This is a genomic window from Salinimicrobium sediminis, assembly GCF_900215295.1.
Classification (GTDB): domain Bacteria; phylum Bacteroidota; class Bacteroidia; order Flavobacteriales; family Flavobacteriaceae; genus Salinimicrobium; species Salinimicrobium sediminis.
This window is the reverse complement of the sequence record NZ_OCMF01000005.1, coordinates 140979-159830: the sequence shown is the minus strand read 5'-3', so window position 1 is coordinate 159830 and position 18852 is coordinate 140979. Positions and strand designations below refer to the sequence as shown.

Here is an 18852-nt window from a genome sequence, read left to right as displayed (position 1 = left end):
GTAAGAAACAAATTAATCCACATCGCTATGGCCCTGATCAAGAACAAAACATATTACCAAAATCGTTTGGTTTTGTCATAGAAATCGAACTGACGAAAGCAACTATGCCTGATCAGCTACGCCTTTCACCCTCTCGGCAGAATCTGATTTTGACAGGGACAAACGAACTATACTGTCTGCTTCTGCTTTAAGATCATGAGGTATATTTCCTTCAAGAGATAACATATCCCCTTTTTCTATTTTGTGTACCTCACCATTGACTCCAAACGTTATTATACCCTCAAATAATTCTACAACAATAGGATAAGGTGTTTTATGTTCTTTCATAACCTGTCCTTTCTTCATAGCTATTCGTATCTCTTTACTGCTATCGGTATCCATTAAAACGTGGACAGCAGGTTTTGTATCATTATATTCCAGGTTCTTTAATAAAGAAGCGGTTTTCATAATTTATATTTTAAGTTTCGATTTAATGTACAAAAACTTCAGTAGAATAAAGGCGATTCAGCCAAATCCTAACAAAGGTTTTTGATATCCCCCAGTATTCTTCGTTGGCCGGATTAATTGAAGCTTCAGAAATGCACATAAAAAAACCGCCAGAAAATGCTATTTTCAGACGGTTAATATAAAAACGTTCTTCAGCTTAAAGCTTTTTCAAACCTTTTGTTTCCTTCTTCTCAGCGGGAACTATGCTAATTGCATATCCTCCTCCCGAAGCGCTCCACTGCTTTAGATCACTCTTGCTGGTCACAACAACTTTCCTGATGTTATAGGCCTGCGGGTTCTTTTTGTAATGCGCATCTTTAGCATCGGAATAAATGGTAGCAATATACTTTTGTCCAGGCTCAAGGAAATCAAAAGATATTTTTGAAGTTCTCGGGGTTTCCCCGTTTACATTTCCAACAAACCATTTTTCAGTACCTTTTTCTTTTCGGGCTATAGTAATATAATCTCCCGGTTCAGCTTCAAGATACACACTCTCTTCCCAGTCCATTCCCACATCCTTGATAAACTGGAATGCATCAGGGAAACGTTCGTAGTTTTCAGGAAAGTCGGCTGCCATCTGTAACGGAGAATACATGGTTACATAAAGGGCCAATTGATTGGCAAGTGTACTGTTTACCCAGGAGTCATTCTCAGGATTAGCTTTACTTATATCCATTTCAAAAATTCCGGGAGTGTAATCCATCGGTCCGCCGATAAGCCTTGTAAACGGCAGTACGGTCACGTGATTTGGCTTGGAACCTCCAAAAGCCTGGTATTCTGTTCCCCTTGCCGACTCATTGGCAATAAGGTTAGGCCATGTTCTGGCAACACCGGTTGGTCTTACTGCCTCATGGGCGTTTACCATGATCTCATAATCTGCCGCTTTTTCAATGGCGTATTGATAATGGTTTACCAGCCACTGACTATAGTGGTTCTCCCCTCTTGGAAGAATATCACCCACATATCCACTCTTTACAGCATTGTAACCATGATCCTTCATGAACTGATAAGCCGAATCCATATGACGCTCATAATTTCTGACTGAAGAAGAGGTTTCATGGTGCATTACCATTTCCACACCTTTGCTCTTTGCATAATCTCTTATCTCTTTCAGGTCAAAATCGGGATATGGAGTCATAAAGTCAAAAACATAGTCCTTGGAATTCCCAAACCAGTCTTCCCATCCAATGTTCCAGCCTTCCACAAGAACTCCGTCAAAACCGTGTTTAGCAGCAAAATCTATATAACGCTTCACGTTCTCTGTAGTAGCTCCATGAGTATCATTAGGAGTGGCATTTTCAAAGTCTGTCTCACCAAGTTTCACTGCGGCAAAATCATTAGTGTAGTGCCAGCTGCTTTTTCCTGTGATCATTTCCCACCAAACCCCAACATATTTCATAGGTTTGATCCAGGAGGTGTCATCTATGGCCACAGGTTCATTGAGATTATAAGTCATTCGGGAAGCAAGAATGTCCCGCGCGTCATCGCTTACTATGATCGTTCTCCAGGGTGTTTTTCCGGGGGCGATCATATAAACTTTATTCCCGGTAACATCCGGAGTAAGCCATGATTCGAAGACCATGTTCTCATCATCCAGCTCCAGGTGCATTGCAGAATAATCAACAAGCGCGGCCTCGTGCAGGTTTATATAAAGACCTTCATCTGTTTTCATTAAAAGTGAGGTTTGCACCCCGGTATCCGAAAAAGAGGTTTGGGAAAGATTATCAGTAATGGAACCTTCCATCTTACCTCTAATTTCACTGAGCCTGGATTCAATATAATCGTATTCCTGAGTATCGTAATCTCCGGGAATCCAAAAGGCAGTATGATCCCCGGTCATTGCAAACTGGGTCCTCTCTTCTTCTATAATGAAATGTCCTAAATTTTGTTGCTGCGGAAATTCATATCTAAACCCGAGTCCGTCATTGAATACTCTGAACCTTATGATCATTTGACGATCTGTTGGCTTTTGGTTAAGCACTACTGCCAGTTCGTTGTATTTATTCAGAATCTCGCTTTCTTCTCCCCAAACCGGTTCCCAGGTTTCCTCAAAATCAGACTCTTCACGTTCTATGACTTCAAAACTATTGATTAGATTATGCTCATCATTTTTTAGGATCAATCCCAGCTTACTTGTCTCGATTACAGGCTGACCTTTGTAAAAAAGGCTATATGCAGGAGTTCCGTCTTCCAGTAATTCAAACTGCATTTGCACCTCCCCATTAGGGGAAGCGACTTTTTGAGCTACCGCCACTGCAGTAAAACTTAACCAAAGGCAGGAGGCTACTAACAGATTCTTCATCTTCATTTCAGAGAAATTTTAATTAAGAGGCAAATATAAGACTCTCCGTAGGAAAGTGCATGGAAAAAGAAACGGCAGGATATTTCCTGCCGTAATTACCATTCATAAGAATGATTTTAAATCTTATCGGGAGAAATTTGAAACAATTTCGGACTAAAACTAAGCATCACCCAGGCCCAGTTTTGAGTTGCGTCTTTATCTCCTCCTTTCAGGATCTCAAGAGAACCACTCCCGAACATCTGCGAATAGCCAAAATTGACCTGAAGATCCTTTCTGAATTTGTACCCTGCCGCAAAGTCAATTTCTGTTCCCAGGTAATTGTCCCGTTCATTTCCGGCCGCATCAACAATATTCGCGGAAGATGAGAACACATGGGGCATTATAGAAAAATCAAATTTTGAGGTGGTGTAAGAGAATTTACCATAGATGTCTAAGAGTCCAACAGAGTTCTGGTGGTTGCCTACATAGAAATAATCCATATGCCCATTAAAGCCATGATTCGTTCCAAAAAGTGGAGTGAAGGATTTAATCTCTCCAGAGGTATCGTTCATGTCTGTCCCGGAGAGATATTCAGCTCCCACTCCTGCTATCCAGCTTAAAGAAAGCTTGTAGTTAAGATTTAGACCAGTGTACCAGGCAGAAACATCCCGGTTATTTCGGCTACCGGCCTGCCCGTAAGCTCCCACATTTCCGGAGAAATCGCCGGAAACAAAGTTGTGAAAGGCACCAAAAGTCTGGATGTAATCAACCTCTCTGTCTTGTGATACAGTATCAAATTCATATCCGGTATTCATTAAAAGGAAACTAAATCCAACATTATTGACATCCATGTGGTACCAGGCCATTTGCAGATTTTGGTAGGAATTTACCAGGTATGGTGCCTCAATTAAAGTCTCTGCTTCGGCGTTATAAGCCGCAGCCACATCGAGCCTGTGGTTTGCAGCAGGCTTCCAGGATATTAGAGCCGCATCATGACTTTGCCCCTGCTGAGCCCAATTCACTTCACCGAGGATTCTCTGGTTGTCGTAAGAAAGTACCTGTCTCCCTACACGAAACAGAAAATTCGGACTGGTTTGATATTGTCCATAGGCTTCAAAAATGCTAAGGGAATTATTGTCTTCCTGGCGCATGGTAGGTGAGTCTCCCCATATTCCGACACTTTGAAAAGAGAATTTTACCTGCAGTGCCTCATCGTTGTAGCCGAGAATGAGTCGGGACCGTTGTGAAACGAGAGAAGCAGGATCTGCAGCTTCCGGCAAGAGAGTTTTAAAACCATTCCGGAATTCATACCTGGGTCTTAGTTGTAACCCGGCTTCAAAATTTTGAGAAAAAACAGAAAAAGTAATTAAAAAAGCTGCGAATTGCAGGATTGATCGTTTCATGAGTATATATTTACAGAGCAAAAGAAGATAAAGTTGTCCGAATAATTTATGATTATACTCAGCTTTTAAGGAATTGTTTCTCTAATTTTTCGCTTAAACTCGAAAACAACAAACCCCGACTTACTGAGGCAGGGTTTTTCTGTTTTTAAAAGTTAGATTATTTAAGCAAGCAGGTTTTCCCGGCGCAGAAATTCATTCATTTTATCTGCAATTTCATAGCATTTGCTCACCTTTTCAGTATCACTACAGGAACGGGAATCGGGTCTATGTCCTTTGCACGAAAAATCATGCAGATCGATCTCTCCGAACTTTTCATTCAATGCTACACATCTTTTATAAAGCGTGTTAATGCTCTCATCTCCCGCAGCTTCGGTGTTGTTCTTAAGAAGATATCCTCTTAAAAAACTTTCAATAGCATACTGGGAATTTTTGCAGACCAGGTAGGATACAACATCCTCTTCGGGCCTGCAAAGCTCTTCATTGGCTTCCCGAAGCTTCTTAACAGCTTCATCAAAGAGACCGGGTGCTTTGCTTTCCATAAGTTTATATTTGGTTAAACAGAAGCTCTTTCGGCAGGAAAACACCTGCCGAAAAAGCCATTTTTGTGGTTACATATCTCTGTAGAGCTCCAGTCTTTCCCACTTGGATCCTACTTCTTCCTGAGCCTGCTTCAAGAGGCTTGCACCTATTTCGGCATTCTCTTTGGCTACCCGTGTAAAGCGGGTTTCATTGTACATAAATTCTTCCAACGGCGCCTGTGGTGGCTTGGAATCCAACTTAAAGCGTTTTCCTTTTTCTTTGGAAGGATCAAATCTAAAGAGCGGCCAGTAGCCTGTCTCTACAGCTTTTTCCTGCTGGCGTGGACCATGCTTTAGATCATAGCCGTGTTCCCCGCAATGGGAGTAGGCAATGATGATCGATGGTCCCGGATAAGCAGTAGCTTCTTCAAAAGCCTTAAGCGTTTGCATATCTTTCGCTCCAATCGCCACCTGGGCTACATACACGTTTTGATAAGATACTGCCTGTAGCGCAAGGCTCTTTTTGGAAGTTTTCTTACCCGATACCGCAAATTTCGCACTGGCTCCCAAAGGGGTGGCTTTAGACATTTGTCCGCCGGTATTAGAATAGACTTCTGTATCCATTACCAGAATATTGATATCTTCTCCCGATGCAAGCACGTGGTCTACTCCGCCGTAACCTATGTCATAGGCCCAGCCGTCTCCACCCAGGATCCACACTGCCTTTTTACGCAGATACTCTGTTAATTGATTTAGTTTAAGAGCTTCAGGAGTACCTACAGTAGAAAGAATGTTTTTCAACTCGGCAATGTCAGCATGTTTTTGCTTCTTTTGAACCTCATCTGTTTCCGGATTGTCCAGTATGGCTTTAACAAGTTCTGACCCTATTACCGGCTCCAATTCCTTCAGCAGATCTACGGCTATCTCCTGTTTCTTGGTAAGGGCAAGTCGCATACCCAATCCGAATTCAGCGTTGTCTTCGAATAGTGAATTTGCCCACGCCGGACCTCTACCGAATTCATTCTTCTTGTATGGGGTAGTTGGCAGGTTTCCGCCGTAAATAGAGGAACAGCCGGTGGCATTGGCAATCATGATGCTGTCGCCGTAAAGCTGGGTCAACATCTTGATATAAGGAGTTTCCCCACATCCTGAACAAGCGCCTGAAAACTCGAACAAGGGCTCAAGGAATTGGGATCCTTTCACATTGGTGATCTGTAACTCGGTGCGGTCGTAGTATGGCAGACTGGTAAAGTAATCCCAGTTTTTGTTCTCTGCTTCGGCAACATCCAGTTTGCTACGCATATTGATGGCCTTGAAATTCTCCACTTCCTTACTCTCTGCAGGACAAACCGCCACGCAAAGATCACAGCCCGTACAATCTTCAGGAGAAACTTGCAAGATATAGGAGTCAGTTCCGGAGAAAGGACGGCCTTTAGCCGCTACTGTTGTAAGGCTTTCGGGTGCCCCGGCAAGATCTTCAGTAGGAACTACTTTGGCCCTGATGGCTGCGTGAGGACAAATAGCCACACATTTGTTACACTGTGTACAAAGATCAGCGCCATCCCACACCGGTACGAAATCGGCAATTCCGCGTTTTTCGTATTGAGTGGTTCCGGTAGGGAAAGTACCATCAACAGGGAAAGCACTTACAGGAAGTTCATCTCCCTGCCCTGCGAGAATTTTCCCCAGCACATCCTTTACAAACGGATCGGCCTCTCCTGTCATCATTGGCTTCAGTCTTCTAACGCTGGTGATCTTCTTAGGATAATCTACCTTTTGAAGAAATTCAAGAGATTTATCTACTGCATTAAAGTTCATTTGTACAATCTTTTCTCCCTTATGAGAATAAGACTTTACAATGGCATCCTTAATTTTCTGTATGGCTTCATCTTCGGGAAGAACACCTGAGATAGCGAAGAAACAGGTTTGAAGTACGGTGTTGGTGCGTTTTCCCAGATTAGCCTCTAAAGCTACTTTGGTGGCATCTACAACGTAGAATTTCAGTTCCTTTTCTACGATATCTTCCTGCATTTTCTGCGGAAGCATATCCCATACCTCTTCATTGGAGAAGGGCGCATTCAAAAGGAAAGTTCCACCTTTTTTGATCTTTTTCAGCAGATCATATTTTTCAACAAAATTGAACTGGTGACAGGCTATGAAATCAGCTGTATTTATCAGATAGCTCGAGAAGATAGGTTGTGGTCCAAATCGTAAATGAGAAACGGTTTGAGAACCTGCCTTTTTGGAGTCGTATACAAAATACCCCTGTACGTAATTATCTGTGGTTTCTCCAATGATCTTGATGGAGTTCTTGTTTGCTCCAACAGTTCCGTCAGACCCTAAACCATAGAACATACAGTTAAAGGTAGTTTTCCTTGTCTTGAACACCGGATTGTAAAGCAGACTGCTAAAGGAAACATCGTCGTTAATACCTATTGTAAAATGATTTTTTGGCTGAGGTTTTTGTAGTTCATCAAAAATTCCCTTTACCATTGCCGGATTAAATTCTTTGGAAGATAAACCATAGCGTCCGCCAATGATTTGCGGGATATTGCCTCCTGTTTCGGCAAAGGCTGTAACTACATCCAGGTAAAGAGGCTCTCCTGTGCTTCCCGGTTCTTTGGTCCTGTCAAGAACAGCTATCTTTTTTACTGTTTTTGGAACCTTAGCAATAAAGTCTTTAATAGAGAAAGGCCTGTAAAGACGAACGATCAAAACCCCTACTTTCTCATCTGAATTAAGGAGCGTATCTACAGTTTCTCTTACTGCACCCTCTCCCGAGCCCATAATTACTACTACCCGTTCGGCTTCAGGATGACCTTCATAATCAAAGAGGTTATACCTGCGGCCGGTATGCATGTAGAATTCATCCATGATCTCCTGCACAATCTCCGGTACCCGTTGATAATAAAGGTTAGCAGCTTCTCTCGCCTGGAAGAAAACATCAGGGTTTTGGGAAGTACCGCGAATCACCGGACTATCCGGATCAAGCGAGCGTTTTTTGTGCTCCATGATCTTTTCTTCGGGCATCATGGCTTTAATAATTTCGTCGGTAATTCCGTCGATCTTGGAAATCTCGTGAGAGGTTCTAAACCCGTCAAAAATGTTCAAAAAGGGAATTCTTGATCTAAGGGTGGCCACCTGTGAAATGAGGGCAAAATCCTGCGCCTCCTGAACTGAACCTCCAAACAACATGGAATAGCCCGTTTGCCTGGCCGCCATAACATCTGAATGGTCTCCAAAAATGGACAAAGCGTGTGTAGCAAGAGTACGGGCTGCCACGTGGATTACGTTTGGCAACAGTTCCCCGGCGATCTTGTACATATTGGGAATCATAAGCAGCAGCCCCTGGGACGCTGTAAACGTTGTGGTTAATGCTCCGGCTTGAAGAGAACCGTGTACCGCACCTGCAGCACCTCCCTCGCTTTGCATTTCCACAATCCTGGGAATGTTATTCCAAATGTTCTTCTTGCCTTTTGAACTGTAAACATCCACATGTTCTCCCATGGGAGAAGCAGGAGTTATGGGATAAATGGCACATACCTCATTTGTTTTGTGTGCCACACGGGCTACCGCCTCGTTGGCATCACAAATGAGCTTGGGAAAATCTTTTACCATAATATAGGTATTATGTAATTAGTTGTTATGCTCCGTGAAGCCAAACTTTCTTTTGAAGCAATTCTTCTTCGCTTTCCTTTACATCTTCTCTTGGATGAATACAGTCAACAGGACATACTGAAACACACTGAGGATTATCATGGAAGCCTTTGCACTCGGTACATTTATCGGCTACTATGAAGTAAAATTCGTCAGATAATGCTTCCTGCTGTTCATTGGCATCCATTTCCTCTCCACGGGGGGTGGTTACTATTCCTTCCAGTGCAGTTTCATCTGCCAGTGACCACTCCTGATCGGGTTCATAAATTGCTGTGTTCGGACATTCCGAGATACAGGCATCACAGTTGATACATTCGTCTGTTATAAAAAGAGCCATAACTTTTAATTTTAAGATTACTACTAAATTTCTCAATAAAAGTATTGTGGCTTTACCTGCTTCGATATGACGATAATCATGTTTTTATTAACTAAGAATTATTCTTAATAAGCTCATTTTAAAAACTATATGACCTGCATCATATTTCCTGCTGTTTAATGAATATACATTTGAGTTAACATCCAAAACTCTTGGTTTTAACCAGTTTCAAAAATATTAATGTATGATAGCAGCAGAAAAATCAAGGTCTCAGGCCGAAGCTCTTGAAGCGGTAGTGATTCGTTTTGTGGGAGATTCCGGCGACGGAATGCAGCTAACGGGAACACAGTTTTCTGATACCTCGGCCATGTTCGGAAATGATGTGGCAACTTTTCCAAATTATCCTTCAGAAATACGAGCTCCGCAAGGAAGTCTGTACGGAGTTTCCGGTTTTCAGGTTCACATTGGAAGTGTGGAAATCAGCACGCCGGGAGACAACGTAGATCTGCTGGTAGCAATGAATCCCGCAGGCCTTAAGACAAACCTTTATGCGGTTAAGCCGGGACAGACCATAATAGTCGATGCGGATTCTTTTTCTAAAAAGAATCTTGAAAAGGCACAGTACCTTACCAATCCACTTGAAGATGGAAGTCTTTCCAATTACAGGGTCATTCAGGTACCCATGTCATCTTTAACAAAAGAGGCACTTAAAAATATTGAGGGGCTGGATCAAAAAATGATCACCCGTAGCAAGAATATGTTTGCACTGGGAATGGTGTACTGGCTTTACAGTCGTTCTCCCGAACATACCATAGAATTCTTCAATAAGAAATTTAAGACCAAGCCTCATCTAATAGAAGCTAACACAAAAGTTCTCAACGCCGGTTATTTCTACGCGGAAACAATTGAGCTGATCCCTAACTCCTATAGTGTATCTCCTGCCAAAATGCAGAGCGGTACCTACAGGATCATTATGGGAAATACGGCTACAGCCTGGGGATTCCTTGCTGCTGCCGAAAAGTCGGGGCTGGAACTGTTTTTAGGATCCTATCCTATTACTCCGGCGACAGATATTTTACATGAGCTGGTAAAACATAAGCACTTTGGAGTGAAGGCTTTCCAGGCAGAAGATGAAATTGCAGGGATCACCTCTGCAATAGGTGCTTCTTTTGCAGGAGATCTCGCTATTACAACAACTTCAGGTCCGGGTCTTGCACTCAAAGGAGAAGCATTAGGCCTCGCAATGATGATCGAACTACCGTTGGTTGTAGTGAACGTACAACGCGGTGGCCCATCAACAGGGCTACCCACAAAAACAGAACAATCTGACCTTTTACAGGCGATGTATGGCCGTAACGGGGAAAGCCCTGTAATAGTTATCGCTGCCAGTACTCCGGCGAATTGCTTCATCTATGCCTACCAGGCAGCCAAGCTGGCCCTGGAACATATGACTCCGGTAGTACTTTTAACAGACGGATATATAGCAAACGGATCTGCCCCCTGGAGAATAAGAAAGGTAGAGGATCTGCCCGAGATCAAGACAAGGCTGGTGAAAGAAGGAAAAGAAAATTGGCACCCTTACAACCGGGATGAGATCACTCTTGCCAGAGATTGGGCTGTACCGGGAGTTCCGGGGCTGGAACACCGTGTTGGAGGTCTTGAAAAAGATGCGAAAAGCGGAAATGTCTCCCATGTACCCGAGAACCATGAAACTATGACGCAAATAAGAGCCGAGAAAGTGAAGAGAGTCCAGAGTTTCATCCCTGAACTCATTCCGGAGTTTGCTTCAGAAGGAGATCTGCTGATCGTTGGATGGGGCGGCACATACGGCTCCCTGCATACTGCTGCCAAACAATTGTATGACGAAGGAGTAAGAAATATAGGATTCGCACATTTCAACTACATCAACCCACTTCCGCGGAACACAGAAGAGGTCTTGAAGAAGTTTAAAAAGTTCATTGTGTGTGAGCTTAACAACGGACAATTCGCTAACATACTCAGGATGAACTTTAACAGGGAATTCCTTCAGTTCAATAAAATTCAGGGCTTGCCATTTGCCAATTCAGAGCTTATAGAAAAATTCAAACAAATTGTAGAATAACATGGAAACAGTAACTGCAAACAATTACACGTATAAAGATTTTGCAAATGACCAGGAGGTTAGATGGTGTCCGGGCTGTGACGACTATGTTATTCTGCGGTCAGTTCAAAAAGCTTTGCCCGAAATTGGCGTTAAAAAGGAAGATGTGGTGTTCATCTCCGGAATTGGCTGTTCTTCCCGCTTCCCTTATTACATGGGGACTTACGGGATGCATGGAATTCACGGTAGAGCTCCGGCAATCGCTTCGGGTGTGAAACTTGCCAATCCAAACCTAAGCGTGTGGGTGATTACCGGTGACGGTGATAGTATGGCAATTGGAGGAAATCACTTTATTCACGTTTTACGCCGAAACATCAACCTCAACATCATCCTTTTCAACAATGAGATTTACGGACTCACAAAAGGACAGTTCTCCCCTACTTCTTTAGTGGGCCAGAAAACAAAATCCTCTCCTTTTGGCAACACCCAACCGCCATTCTCCCCGGGAGAACTGGCAATTGGAGCTCAGGCAAGATTTTTTGCCCGCATAGGCGGAAATGCTCCAAAAGAGATGACCGATATCTTCATTGAAGCAGAAAAATTCAAAGGTACCTCCCTGGTAGAGGTACTTCAAAACTGTGTGATCTTTAATGACGGCTGCTACGTGAAATACACAGACAAAGCCGTTAGGGAAGACAAGCAGCTTTACCTTGAGCACGGCAAACCGATGATCTTTGGGAAAGAACGTAATAAAGGTTTGGTGCTTAACAAACTGAAACTGGAAGTAGTAACTATTGGAGAAAATGGCGTGACTGAAGAAGATATTCTTGTACACGACGCCAAAGAAAAAGATCCTACCATGCACCAAATGCTGGTGAGATTGGAATATCCTTTAGTAACAGGAATTATAAGGAGTTTTGACGACGTCACTCTGGAAGAAAGAGAAGATGCGCTCACAGCACAGATAAAGTCAAAGTCAAAATTTAAACAGACAGATGACCTGTTCTTTTCCGGAGAAACTTATGAAGTAAAGTAGCTGAGAACTGATTTTCATCAGTTCTTAATAGCTGCCGAAAAGTTAATTTTATTAACAAATTAAGCCTGTACAATATGGGTTCAGAAGCCATCATAGTCTTTCTTATCGCAGGGATCGTTTTGGTCGCCGGCGCTAACTTTCTCTCAAACCTTATTTCTCCAAAATCAGATAACCCTGCCAAAAGAGAACCCTATGAGAGTGGAATGACCACCATAGGCCCCACCTGGGTTCAATTTAAAGTTGGATACTATTTGTTTGCTATCCTCTTCCTCATTTTTGATGTGGAAGTGGCTTTTTTGGTGCCATGGGCAGTAGTGTTTGGAGAATTGGGAACGGTAGCCCTGGTTGAGATAGTTATATTTCTCTTTATCCTGGGACTTGGACTTGCATACGCATGGAAAAAAGGAGCATTAAAATGGGAATAATAAACACTAAAGAAGAGGCTGCCAAAAAAGGCGGAATTCCGGAAGATTTTCCCGGAGACGTAATTCCTGCGGGAAACGGCGGAAATATCCTTGTCACCTCTCTTGATAAAGTTATTAACTGGGGCCGCGCCAATTCTCTTTGGTCACTCTATTTCGGCACCAGTTGTTGTGCAATTGAAATGATGCAGACAGGCGCTGCACGCCATGATTATTCCCGCTTTGGTTTTGAAGTTGCACGCCCGTCCCCCAGGCAAGCCGACCTTATAATTATCGCGGGAACTATAACTACTAAAATGGCACCGGTACTACGACGGCTCTATGACCAAATGGCCGAACCTAAGTATGTCATAGCCATGGGTGCATGTGCGATTAGTGGCGGTCCTTTCTTTTATAACTCATACTCGGTGGTAAAAGGGGCCGATCATGTGATTCCCGTGGATGTTTATGTTCCCGGATGTCCTCCGCGACCTGAAGCTCTCCTCGACGGAATGATCATGCTACAGCAAAAGATTCTTAAGGAAAAAAGATTGGAAAAGCCCAATCCAATTGAAGGATTTGACGAGGGAAAAAAATAAGAGGCTATGAACAACGAAGCACTACAACAAACGATCTTAAGCTGGTTTCCCGATCCTGAGTTTCCTCAACCGCAATTCACTGAAGAAGGTAGCCAGTTCCTGAACCTCAGCACAGAGCCTGAACAGCTGCACGAACTCATGCACCTGCTAAAAAATAATCCTGAAACCCATTTTGATTACCTCTTCTGTCTCACCGGGGTGGATTACGGTAAAGAATTAGGAGTAGTATACCACCTTGAGTCTACAGTTCACAGGCATATTATGGTAGTGAAAGTACAAACCGCAGATCGTGAGAACCCTATTTTAGACAGCGTACAGGATCTATGGGCTACGGCCAATTTCCATGAGCGGGAGGTATTCGATTTCTTCGGAATAAAATTTAAGAATCACCCAAATTTAAAGCGCCTGTTCCTTACTGATGAGTGGGAAGGATATCCGCTGCGGAAAGATTATGTCGATGAAACTAACATGGTTGTAAAATAGGAAATATGGAAACAGCTGTTTTAAATTCAACCACTGTAAAAAAGTCAAACTTCAAGTCTGAGGAATACTTCATCAATATGGGGCCACAGCACCCGGCTACCCACGGGGTACTGCGACTGCTCCTTACCATCGACGGAGAGATCATCAAAAAGGTAGAGCCCGATCTTGGCTATATTCACCGTTCCATTGAAAAGATGTCTGAGAGCAACAGCTATCAACAAATAGTACATCTTACAGACCGGCTGGATTACCTGTCTTCTCACATCAACAATGAAGCGGTTTGCCTCTGCGTGGAAAATGCACTGGAACTGGAAGTTCCCGAAAGAGTTAAGGTCATTCGCACCATCCTTGGAGAACTAACCCGAATTGCCTCTCACACCTTGTGGTGGGGAGTTATGGGTATGGATGTTGGTGCCCTCACCACGTATTTCTATGGTTTTAGGGACCGCGAAATGATCAATGACATTTTTGAGGAGACCTGTGGTGCCCGTTTAACCATGAACTACAACATTCCCGGAGGATTAATGCAGGATATACATCCTAATTTTGTCAAAAGGGTAAAGGAGTTCATTCCTCACTTCAGGTCCAAACTCCCTGAATACGACCGACTGCTTACGGGCAATATCATTTTTCAGAAAAGAACGAAAGGAGTTGGAGTTCTCAGTCGTGAGGACGCAATTAATTTCGGTGCTTCGGGCCCTGTGGCAAGAGCATCGGGATATTCCTGTGATGTGCGCAAGTATCACCCGTACAGCGCTCTTGACAAGGTGAACTTCACTGAAGCTCTTGATACTGCAGGAGATTCCTTTGCCAGGTACAAGGTAAGGATAGCCGAGATGTGGGAATCTCTAAACATCATCGAACAACTCATAGATAACATTCCTGAAGGTGACTTTAAGGTTGCAACCAATGCCGTGATAAAGTTGCCAAAAGGAGATTTTTATCAGAAGGTTGAAACTGCCCGGGGAGAATTCGGAGTGTATATCATAAGTACCGGAAACAAGAATCCTTACCGGGTGAAATTCCGTTCTCCAGGTCTTTCCAACCTTTCCCTGCTCAATCATATCGCAGTAGGTGGAAAAATCGGGGATCTCGTCGCCACTATGGCCACTATAGATATTGTTGTACCTGATATTGATCGTTAACCTGACAAAAATGAACAGCATTTCAAACATAATTGATTGGTTTATAAATACAGGAGTGTTGAATATGGCCTTGATTGCCCTTATTTATCTTACTGTCTTTGCATTGTTGGGCTTGTTCCTGGTATTGCTTGAAAGAAAGGTAGCTGCCTGGTTCCAGTTGCGAATAGGTCCTAACCGTGTGGGATATCTTGGATTATTTCAAACCATTGCCGATGCATTAAAACTGGTATCCAAAGAACTTACCGGCACTGTAAAAGCCGATAAATTCCTTTACAATCTCGCACCCTATTTCGTCATCGTCACCTCCTTAATGGCTTTGGCTGTTTTTCCATTCACCAAAGACCTGCAGGCTTTTGATATCAATATCGGAATCTTCTTTCTAATCGCTATTTCCTCAATTGGAGTGATTGGTATCCTTTTGGGAGGCTGGAGCAGTAATAACAAGTTCGCTTTAATTGGTGCCATGCGAAGTGGCGTACAAACAGTAAGTTATGAACTTTCTGTTGGGCTTTCATTGCTTACCATGGTGATCCTTACCGGTAGCCTTCAGCTTTCTGAGATCATTGAGGTACAAAAGAGCGGCTGGTTGATCGTCCAGGGACATATTCCTGCCATCATTGCCTTTATGATCTATATGATCGCAGGTACAGCTGAAACTAACCGCGCCCCTTTCGACATGGTTGAAGCCGAATCTGAACTTGGCGCAGGGTATCACACCGAATATTCCGGGATGAAGTTCGCGTACTTCTTTCTGGCAGAGTTTATAAATATGTTCATCATTGCCGCTATCGCCACCACCATATTCTTCGGTGGCTGGTTATCTCCTTTCGGAATTACCGAATCCCTGCCATGGATGGGTCTCTTCTGGTTCCTCGTAAAAACTTTTGTACTGGTGTTCTTAATGATGTGGTTTCGCTGGACATTTCCGAGGTTAAGGGTAGATCAACTCTTGACATTAGAGTGGAAATACCTGCTCCCAATCAACCTGGTGAACCTGGTGCTAATGGCCGTAATTGTATGGCTTAACCTTACCATTCAAATCTAATTGCTATGGGTTATTTCTCAAACATATATCACGGGATTAGAACTCTTCTCACAGGAATGAGGGTCACCGGAAAATATTTCCTGAATGCCCGAAAAGGTGCAATTACACAACAATACCCCGACAACCGCGATACGCTGAAGATGTTTGAACGTTTTCGCGGGGAAGTGGTCATGCCACATGATGAGAACAACGAACACAGCTGTACCGGCTGTCAGAAATGTGAACTGGCCTGCCCTAACGGAAGTATAGAGATCATTTGGGACCGCGTTATTGATCCGGAGACCGGTAAAAAGAAAAAAGCTATAGATCAACATATTTACCATTTCGGAATGTGCACTCAATGCGGACTCTGTGTGGATGCCTGCCCATCGGATGCTATCAAATGGGCACAGAACTTCGAGAACTCTGTTTATGACAGGACACAGCTTACGAGAATCTTAAACAAACCCGGTTCTAAAGTGAGAGCCGGAGTAGAAGAATAAGCCATGGAAAAAGTAATCTTTTACATCCTTGCAATAATTATGGTGGCTGCGGCCATTGCCGCAGTAAGCAGCCGAAAAATGCTTCGGTCTGTAATATATCTCCTTTTTGTTTTAATTGGAGCCGCCGGACTCTATTTTCAGATGGATTATAACTTCCTTGCGGCCATTCAGTTGACTGTTTATGCGGGAGGGGTAGTAGTACTCATTATCTTTTCTGTACTGCTTATTCACCATATAGAAATGAAACTGGAGGTAGCAAAGAAGTCACGGCAGGCGATGTCTGCTTTGCTTTGCCTGTTAGGTTTAAGTGTATTTCTTGCAACAATTTATGCACATCCTTTTGAAGTGGCAGGAGTAAGTACAACGACCACCACTGCCGAAATCGGGAGAGCTTTATTAAGTTTCGAAAAACAAGGCTTTATTCTGCCTTTTGAAGTGATAAGTGTCCTGCTGCTTTCAGCAATGATAGGAGCTATAGTGATTGCCAAAGGTGGAAGAGCAATCAAGCAACCACCCCTTCAAAAAATAGACCCCGAAAAGCTCCTGAAGGACCTCAAAAAAGAGGTAACTGAAGAAAAAGTTCCTGAAGAAGAGATAGGTGTCTAAAATGAGATTTTTGAACCTGAATATTTTGAACACATCCGGCCGTTGCCGCTAAAACTTAAACTATGATCCCGGGCGTAAGCATAAATGAAATCCTCACCCTCACTTCCATCCTGTTCTTTATTGGAGTGTATGGGTTTATTACCCGAAAGAATCTCATCTCAATCCTGATCTCCCTGGAATTGATCCTGAATTCTTCAATAATAAATTTTGTGGTGATCAATAAGTACCTCTATCCCGAGCTCCTGCAGGGAATGGTGTATTCGATCTTCATCATAGCAGTAGCTGCAGCCGAAACTGCTTTGGCGGTGGCGATCATTATCAACATTTACAGGCGAACAGGCTCTGTAGAAGTAAGCGAAACTGAAACCATGAAGCATTAATCTGTAAAAGAAATGAACCTTATCAACCTTCTTTTAATTCCTGCAATTCCCCTGGCTGTTTTTCTTGTCCTGGGAATATTCAGCCATAAGATCAAACCGGCAGCATCAGGTGTTATTGGTGTGGCAGGTCTTTTTACCTCCACCCTGCTCTCTTATTATACTGCCTGGCAGTACTTCTTTGTTTCAGGTAAGGTTAATGGTGTCTACCAAACCTTTGTTGAAAAGACAGTCTGGATCAATTTTACAGATACGCTGCATATCGATATGGGAGTGCTCGTGGATCCTATTTCGGTAATGATGTTAATTGTAGTTTCCACTGTTTCGCTGATGGTACACATTTACAGTAGAGGATATATGAAGGGGGATGACGGTTTTACCCGTTTCTTCGCCTATCTTTCTCTTTTCACTTTTTCAATGTACGGACTGGTCCTTGCGACCAACCTCTTCCAGATCTATATTTTCTGGGAACTTGTGGGGGTTTCCTCCTTCCTGCTCATTGGATATTACTACACAAAAACTTCGGCAATTGCAGCTGCCAAAAAAGCCTTTATTGTTACCCGTTTTGCCGACTTCGGATTTTTGATCGGGATCTTTATCATTGGCTTTTATACCAACACCTTCGATTTTCAATTGCTGAATGATCCACAGGGACCGGCGATCCTTACCTGGGCGTCCTCTTCCTTTATGGGTCTTTCGGTGATCACCTGGGCCCTCATCCTCATCTTTATGGGTGGTGCGGGTAAATCGGCCATGTTCCCGCTACACATCTGGTTACCGGATGCCATGGAAGGTCCTACTCCTGTTTCGGCTTTAATACATGCCGCAACCATGGTTGTAGCCGGTGTCTATCTCGTTGCCCGTCTCTTCCCGATGTTCTATATGGTCGAAGACGGATTTGCACTACAGATCGTTACCTATGTCGGAGCATTTTCTGCTCTTTTTGCAGCCATAATAGCCATTACTCAGACGGATATAAAAAGAGTCCTCGCCTTCTCCACCATGTCCCAACTGGGATACATGATGATGGCCCTGGGAGTTTCAGGCTTTGACGGTCAAGAAGGAGTAGGATACATGGCCTCAATGTTCCACCTGTTCACTCACGCTATGTTCAAGGCTTTATTATTCCTTGGCGCAGGATCGGTGATCCACGCTGTACACAGCAACCTGCTGCAGGACATGGGAGGTTTGCGAAAATATATGCCAGTTACAAATATCACTTTTCTTATTGCAGCCCTGGCTATTGCGGGCGTTCCACCACTGGCCGGTTTCTGGAGTAAGGATGAGATCCTGGTTGCAGCATATAACAACAGCCAGTTTGTCTATGGGGTTGGAATTTTCGTAGCAGGGTTGACTGCATTTTACATGTTCAGGCTTTACTTCGGGATCTTTTGGGGAAAAGACAGAAAGTATGCTCATACCCCTCATGAATCTCCTGCTTCAATGACCATACCGCTAGTAGTGCTGGCAGTGCTAACGCTTACAGCAGGTTTCGTTCCCTTCAGTGAATTGGTGACTGCAGACAAAGCGGGATTTGAAGCCCATCTCAATTTACCACTTGCAGCGATAGCAGTGGCGGTTGGATCATTGGGAATCTTCCTCGCATGGATCTTCTATAAAAAAGAAAACGATCTGGCTTTCAGGTTCGCCACTGCATTTGGATCGCTTTATACATGGACTTCGAATAAATTTTATTTTGATGAGATCTACCTCTTTGTAGCCAGAAATATTTTCTTCAAAAATGTCGCGGCGCCGATTGCGAAGTTTGACAAAAAAATCGTTGACGGCACCATGGAAGGTATAGGTAACCAAACGGTTGTGATTTCCAGAAAGATCAAAGGCTGGCAATCGGGTAAAGTGCAGGATTACGCCTTCGGATTTATGGGAGGAGTGGTGATACTCGTCCTGGTCTTCATTTATATATTTAACAATTAAGG

The 18852-nt window shown here is 43.4% G+C and carries 17 protein-coding genes; 11 read left to right on the top strand and 6 right to left on the bottom strand.

Annotated elements, in window-relative coordinates; translation table 11 throughout:
* Positions 1 to 102: 102 nt before the first annotated feature.
* The 6 genes from CRO16_RS15460 to CRO16_RS15435 form a co-directional block, all read right to left on the bottom strand.
* Positions 103 to 447, bottom strand: coding sequence for a cupin domain-containing protein (locus CRO16_RS15460; RefSeq protein WP_097057304.1), 345 nt, complete (start codon positions 445 to 447; stop codon positions 103 to 105).
* A gap of 196 nt (positions 448 to 643) precedes the next feature.
* Positions 644 to 2788, bottom strand: a complete 2145-nt coding sequence (locus CRO16_RS15455) for a glycoside hydrolase family 97 protein (RefSeq protein WP_097057315.1) — start codon at positions 2786 to 2788, stop codon at positions 644 to 646.
* 116 nt (positions 2789 to 2904) lie between these two features.
* Positions 2905 to 4170: an alginate export family protein gene (locus CRO16_RS15450; protein WP_097057303.1), complete on the bottom strand. Its 1266-nt coding sequence runs from the start codon at positions 4168 to 4170 to the stop codon at positions 2905 to 2907.
* 161 nt (positions 4171 to 4331) lie between these two features.
* On the bottom strand, positions 4332 to 4709 hold the full coding sequence (locus tag CRO16_RS15445) for a hypothetical protein (protein ID WP_097057302.1): 378 nt from the start codon (positions 4707 to 4709) through the stop codon (positions 4332 to 4334).
* A gap of 69 nt (positions 4710 to 4778) precedes the next feature.
* Complete coding sequence (gene nifJ / locus CRO16_RS15440) at positions 4779 to 8306, bottom strand: pyruvate:ferredoxin (flavodoxin) oxidoreductase (RefSeq protein WP_097057301.1); 3528 nt, start codon at positions 8304 to 8306, stop codon at positions 4779 to 4781.
* 25 nt (positions 8307 to 8331) lie between these two features.
* Positions 8332 to 8682 (bottom strand): 4Fe-4S binding protein, encoded by a 351-nt coding sequence (locus CRO16_RS15435; RefSeq protein WP_097057300.1) that lies wholly within the window; start codon positions 8680 to 8682, stop codon positions 8332 to 8334.
* 223 nt (positions 8683 to 8905) lie between these two features.
* Here CRO16_RS15435 and CRO16_RS15430 point away from each other — a divergent pair, with 223 nt between their 5' ends.
* From CRO16_RS15430 to nuoL, 11 genes are all read left to right on the top strand, one after another.
* Complete coding sequence (locus CRO16_RS15430) at positions 8906 to 10762, top strand: 2-oxoacid:acceptor oxidoreductase subunit alpha (protein WP_097057299.1); 1857 nt, start codon at positions 8906 to 8908, stop codon at positions 10760 to 10762.
* A 1-nt stretch (position 10763) separates the two neighbouring features.
* Positions 10764 to 11777 carry a 2-oxoacid:ferredoxin oxidoreductase subunit beta gene (locus CRO16_RS15425; protein ID WP_097057298.1) on the top strand — a complete coding sequence of 338 codons (1014 nt, stop codon included), beginning with the start codon at positions 10764 to 10766 and terminating at the stop codon, positions 11775 to 11777.
* 74 nt (positions 11778 to 11851) lie between these two features.
* Positions 11852 to 12202, top strand: a complete 351-nt coding sequence (locus tag CRO16_RS15420) for an NADH-quinone oxidoreductase subunit A (RefSeq protein WP_097057297.1) — start codon at positions 11852 to 11854, stop codon at positions 12200 to 12202.
* Positions 12193 to 12777: an NADH-quinone oxidoreductase subunit B gene (locus CRO16_RS15415; RefSeq protein ID WP_179670560.1), complete on the top strand. Its 585-nt coding sequence runs from the start codon at positions 12193 to 12195 to the stop codon at positions 12775 to 12777. The genes CRO16_RS15420 and CRO16_RS15415 overlap by 10 nt, the downstream gene beginning before the upstream one ends.
* Before the next feature lie 6 nt (positions 12778 to 12783).
* A complete protein-coding gene (locus CRO16_RS15410) occupies positions 12784 to 13260 on the top strand; it encodes an NADH-quinone oxidoreductase subunit C (RefSeq protein WP_097057295.1) in 477 nt (158 codons plus the stop codon).
* A 5-nt stretch (positions 13261 to 13265) separates the two neighbouring features.
* Positions 13266 to 14405, top strand: a complete 1140-nt coding sequence (locus tag CRO16_RS15405; RefSeq protein ID WP_097057294.1) for an NADH-quinone oxidoreductase subunit D — start codon at positions 13266 to 13268, stop codon at positions 14403 to 14405.
* A gap of 10 nt (positions 14406 to 14415) precedes the next feature.
* Positions 14416 to 15450, top strand: a complete 1035-nt coding sequence (gene nuoH, locus CRO16_RS15400) for an NADH-quinone oxidoreductase subunit NuoH (protein WP_097057293.1) — start codon at positions 14416 to 14418, stop codon at positions 15448 to 15450.
* Between the two features lie 5 nt (positions 15451 to 15455).
* Positions 15456 to 15932, top strand: a complete 477-nt coding sequence (locus tag CRO16_RS15395; RefSeq protein ID WP_097057292.1) for a 4Fe-4S dicluster domain-containing protein — start codon at positions 15456 to 15458, stop codon at positions 15930 to 15932.
* Between the two features lie 3 nt (positions 15933 to 15935).
* Positions 15936 to 16538: an NADH-quinone oxidoreductase subunit J family protein gene (locus CRO16_RS15390; RefSeq protein WP_097057291.1), complete on the top strand. Its 603-nt coding sequence runs from the start codon at positions 15936 to 15938 to the stop codon at positions 16536 to 16538.
* A 62-nt stretch (positions 16539 to 16600) separates the two neighbouring features.
* Positions 16601 to 16918: an NADH-quinone oxidoreductase subunit NuoK gene (gene nuoK, locus CRO16_RS15385; RefSeq protein WP_097057290.1), complete on the top strand. Its 318-nt coding sequence runs from the start codon at positions 16601 to 16603 to the stop codon at positions 16916 to 16918.
* 12 nt (positions 16919 to 16930) lie between these two features.
* Positions 16931 to 18850: an NADH-quinone oxidoreductase subunit L gene (gene nuoL / locus CRO16_RS15380; RefSeq protein WP_097057289.1), complete on the top strand. Its 1920-nt coding sequence runs from the start codon at positions 16931 to 16933 to the stop codon at positions 18848 to 18850.
* The last annotated feature ends 2 nt before the right edge of the window (positions 18851 to 18852 follow it).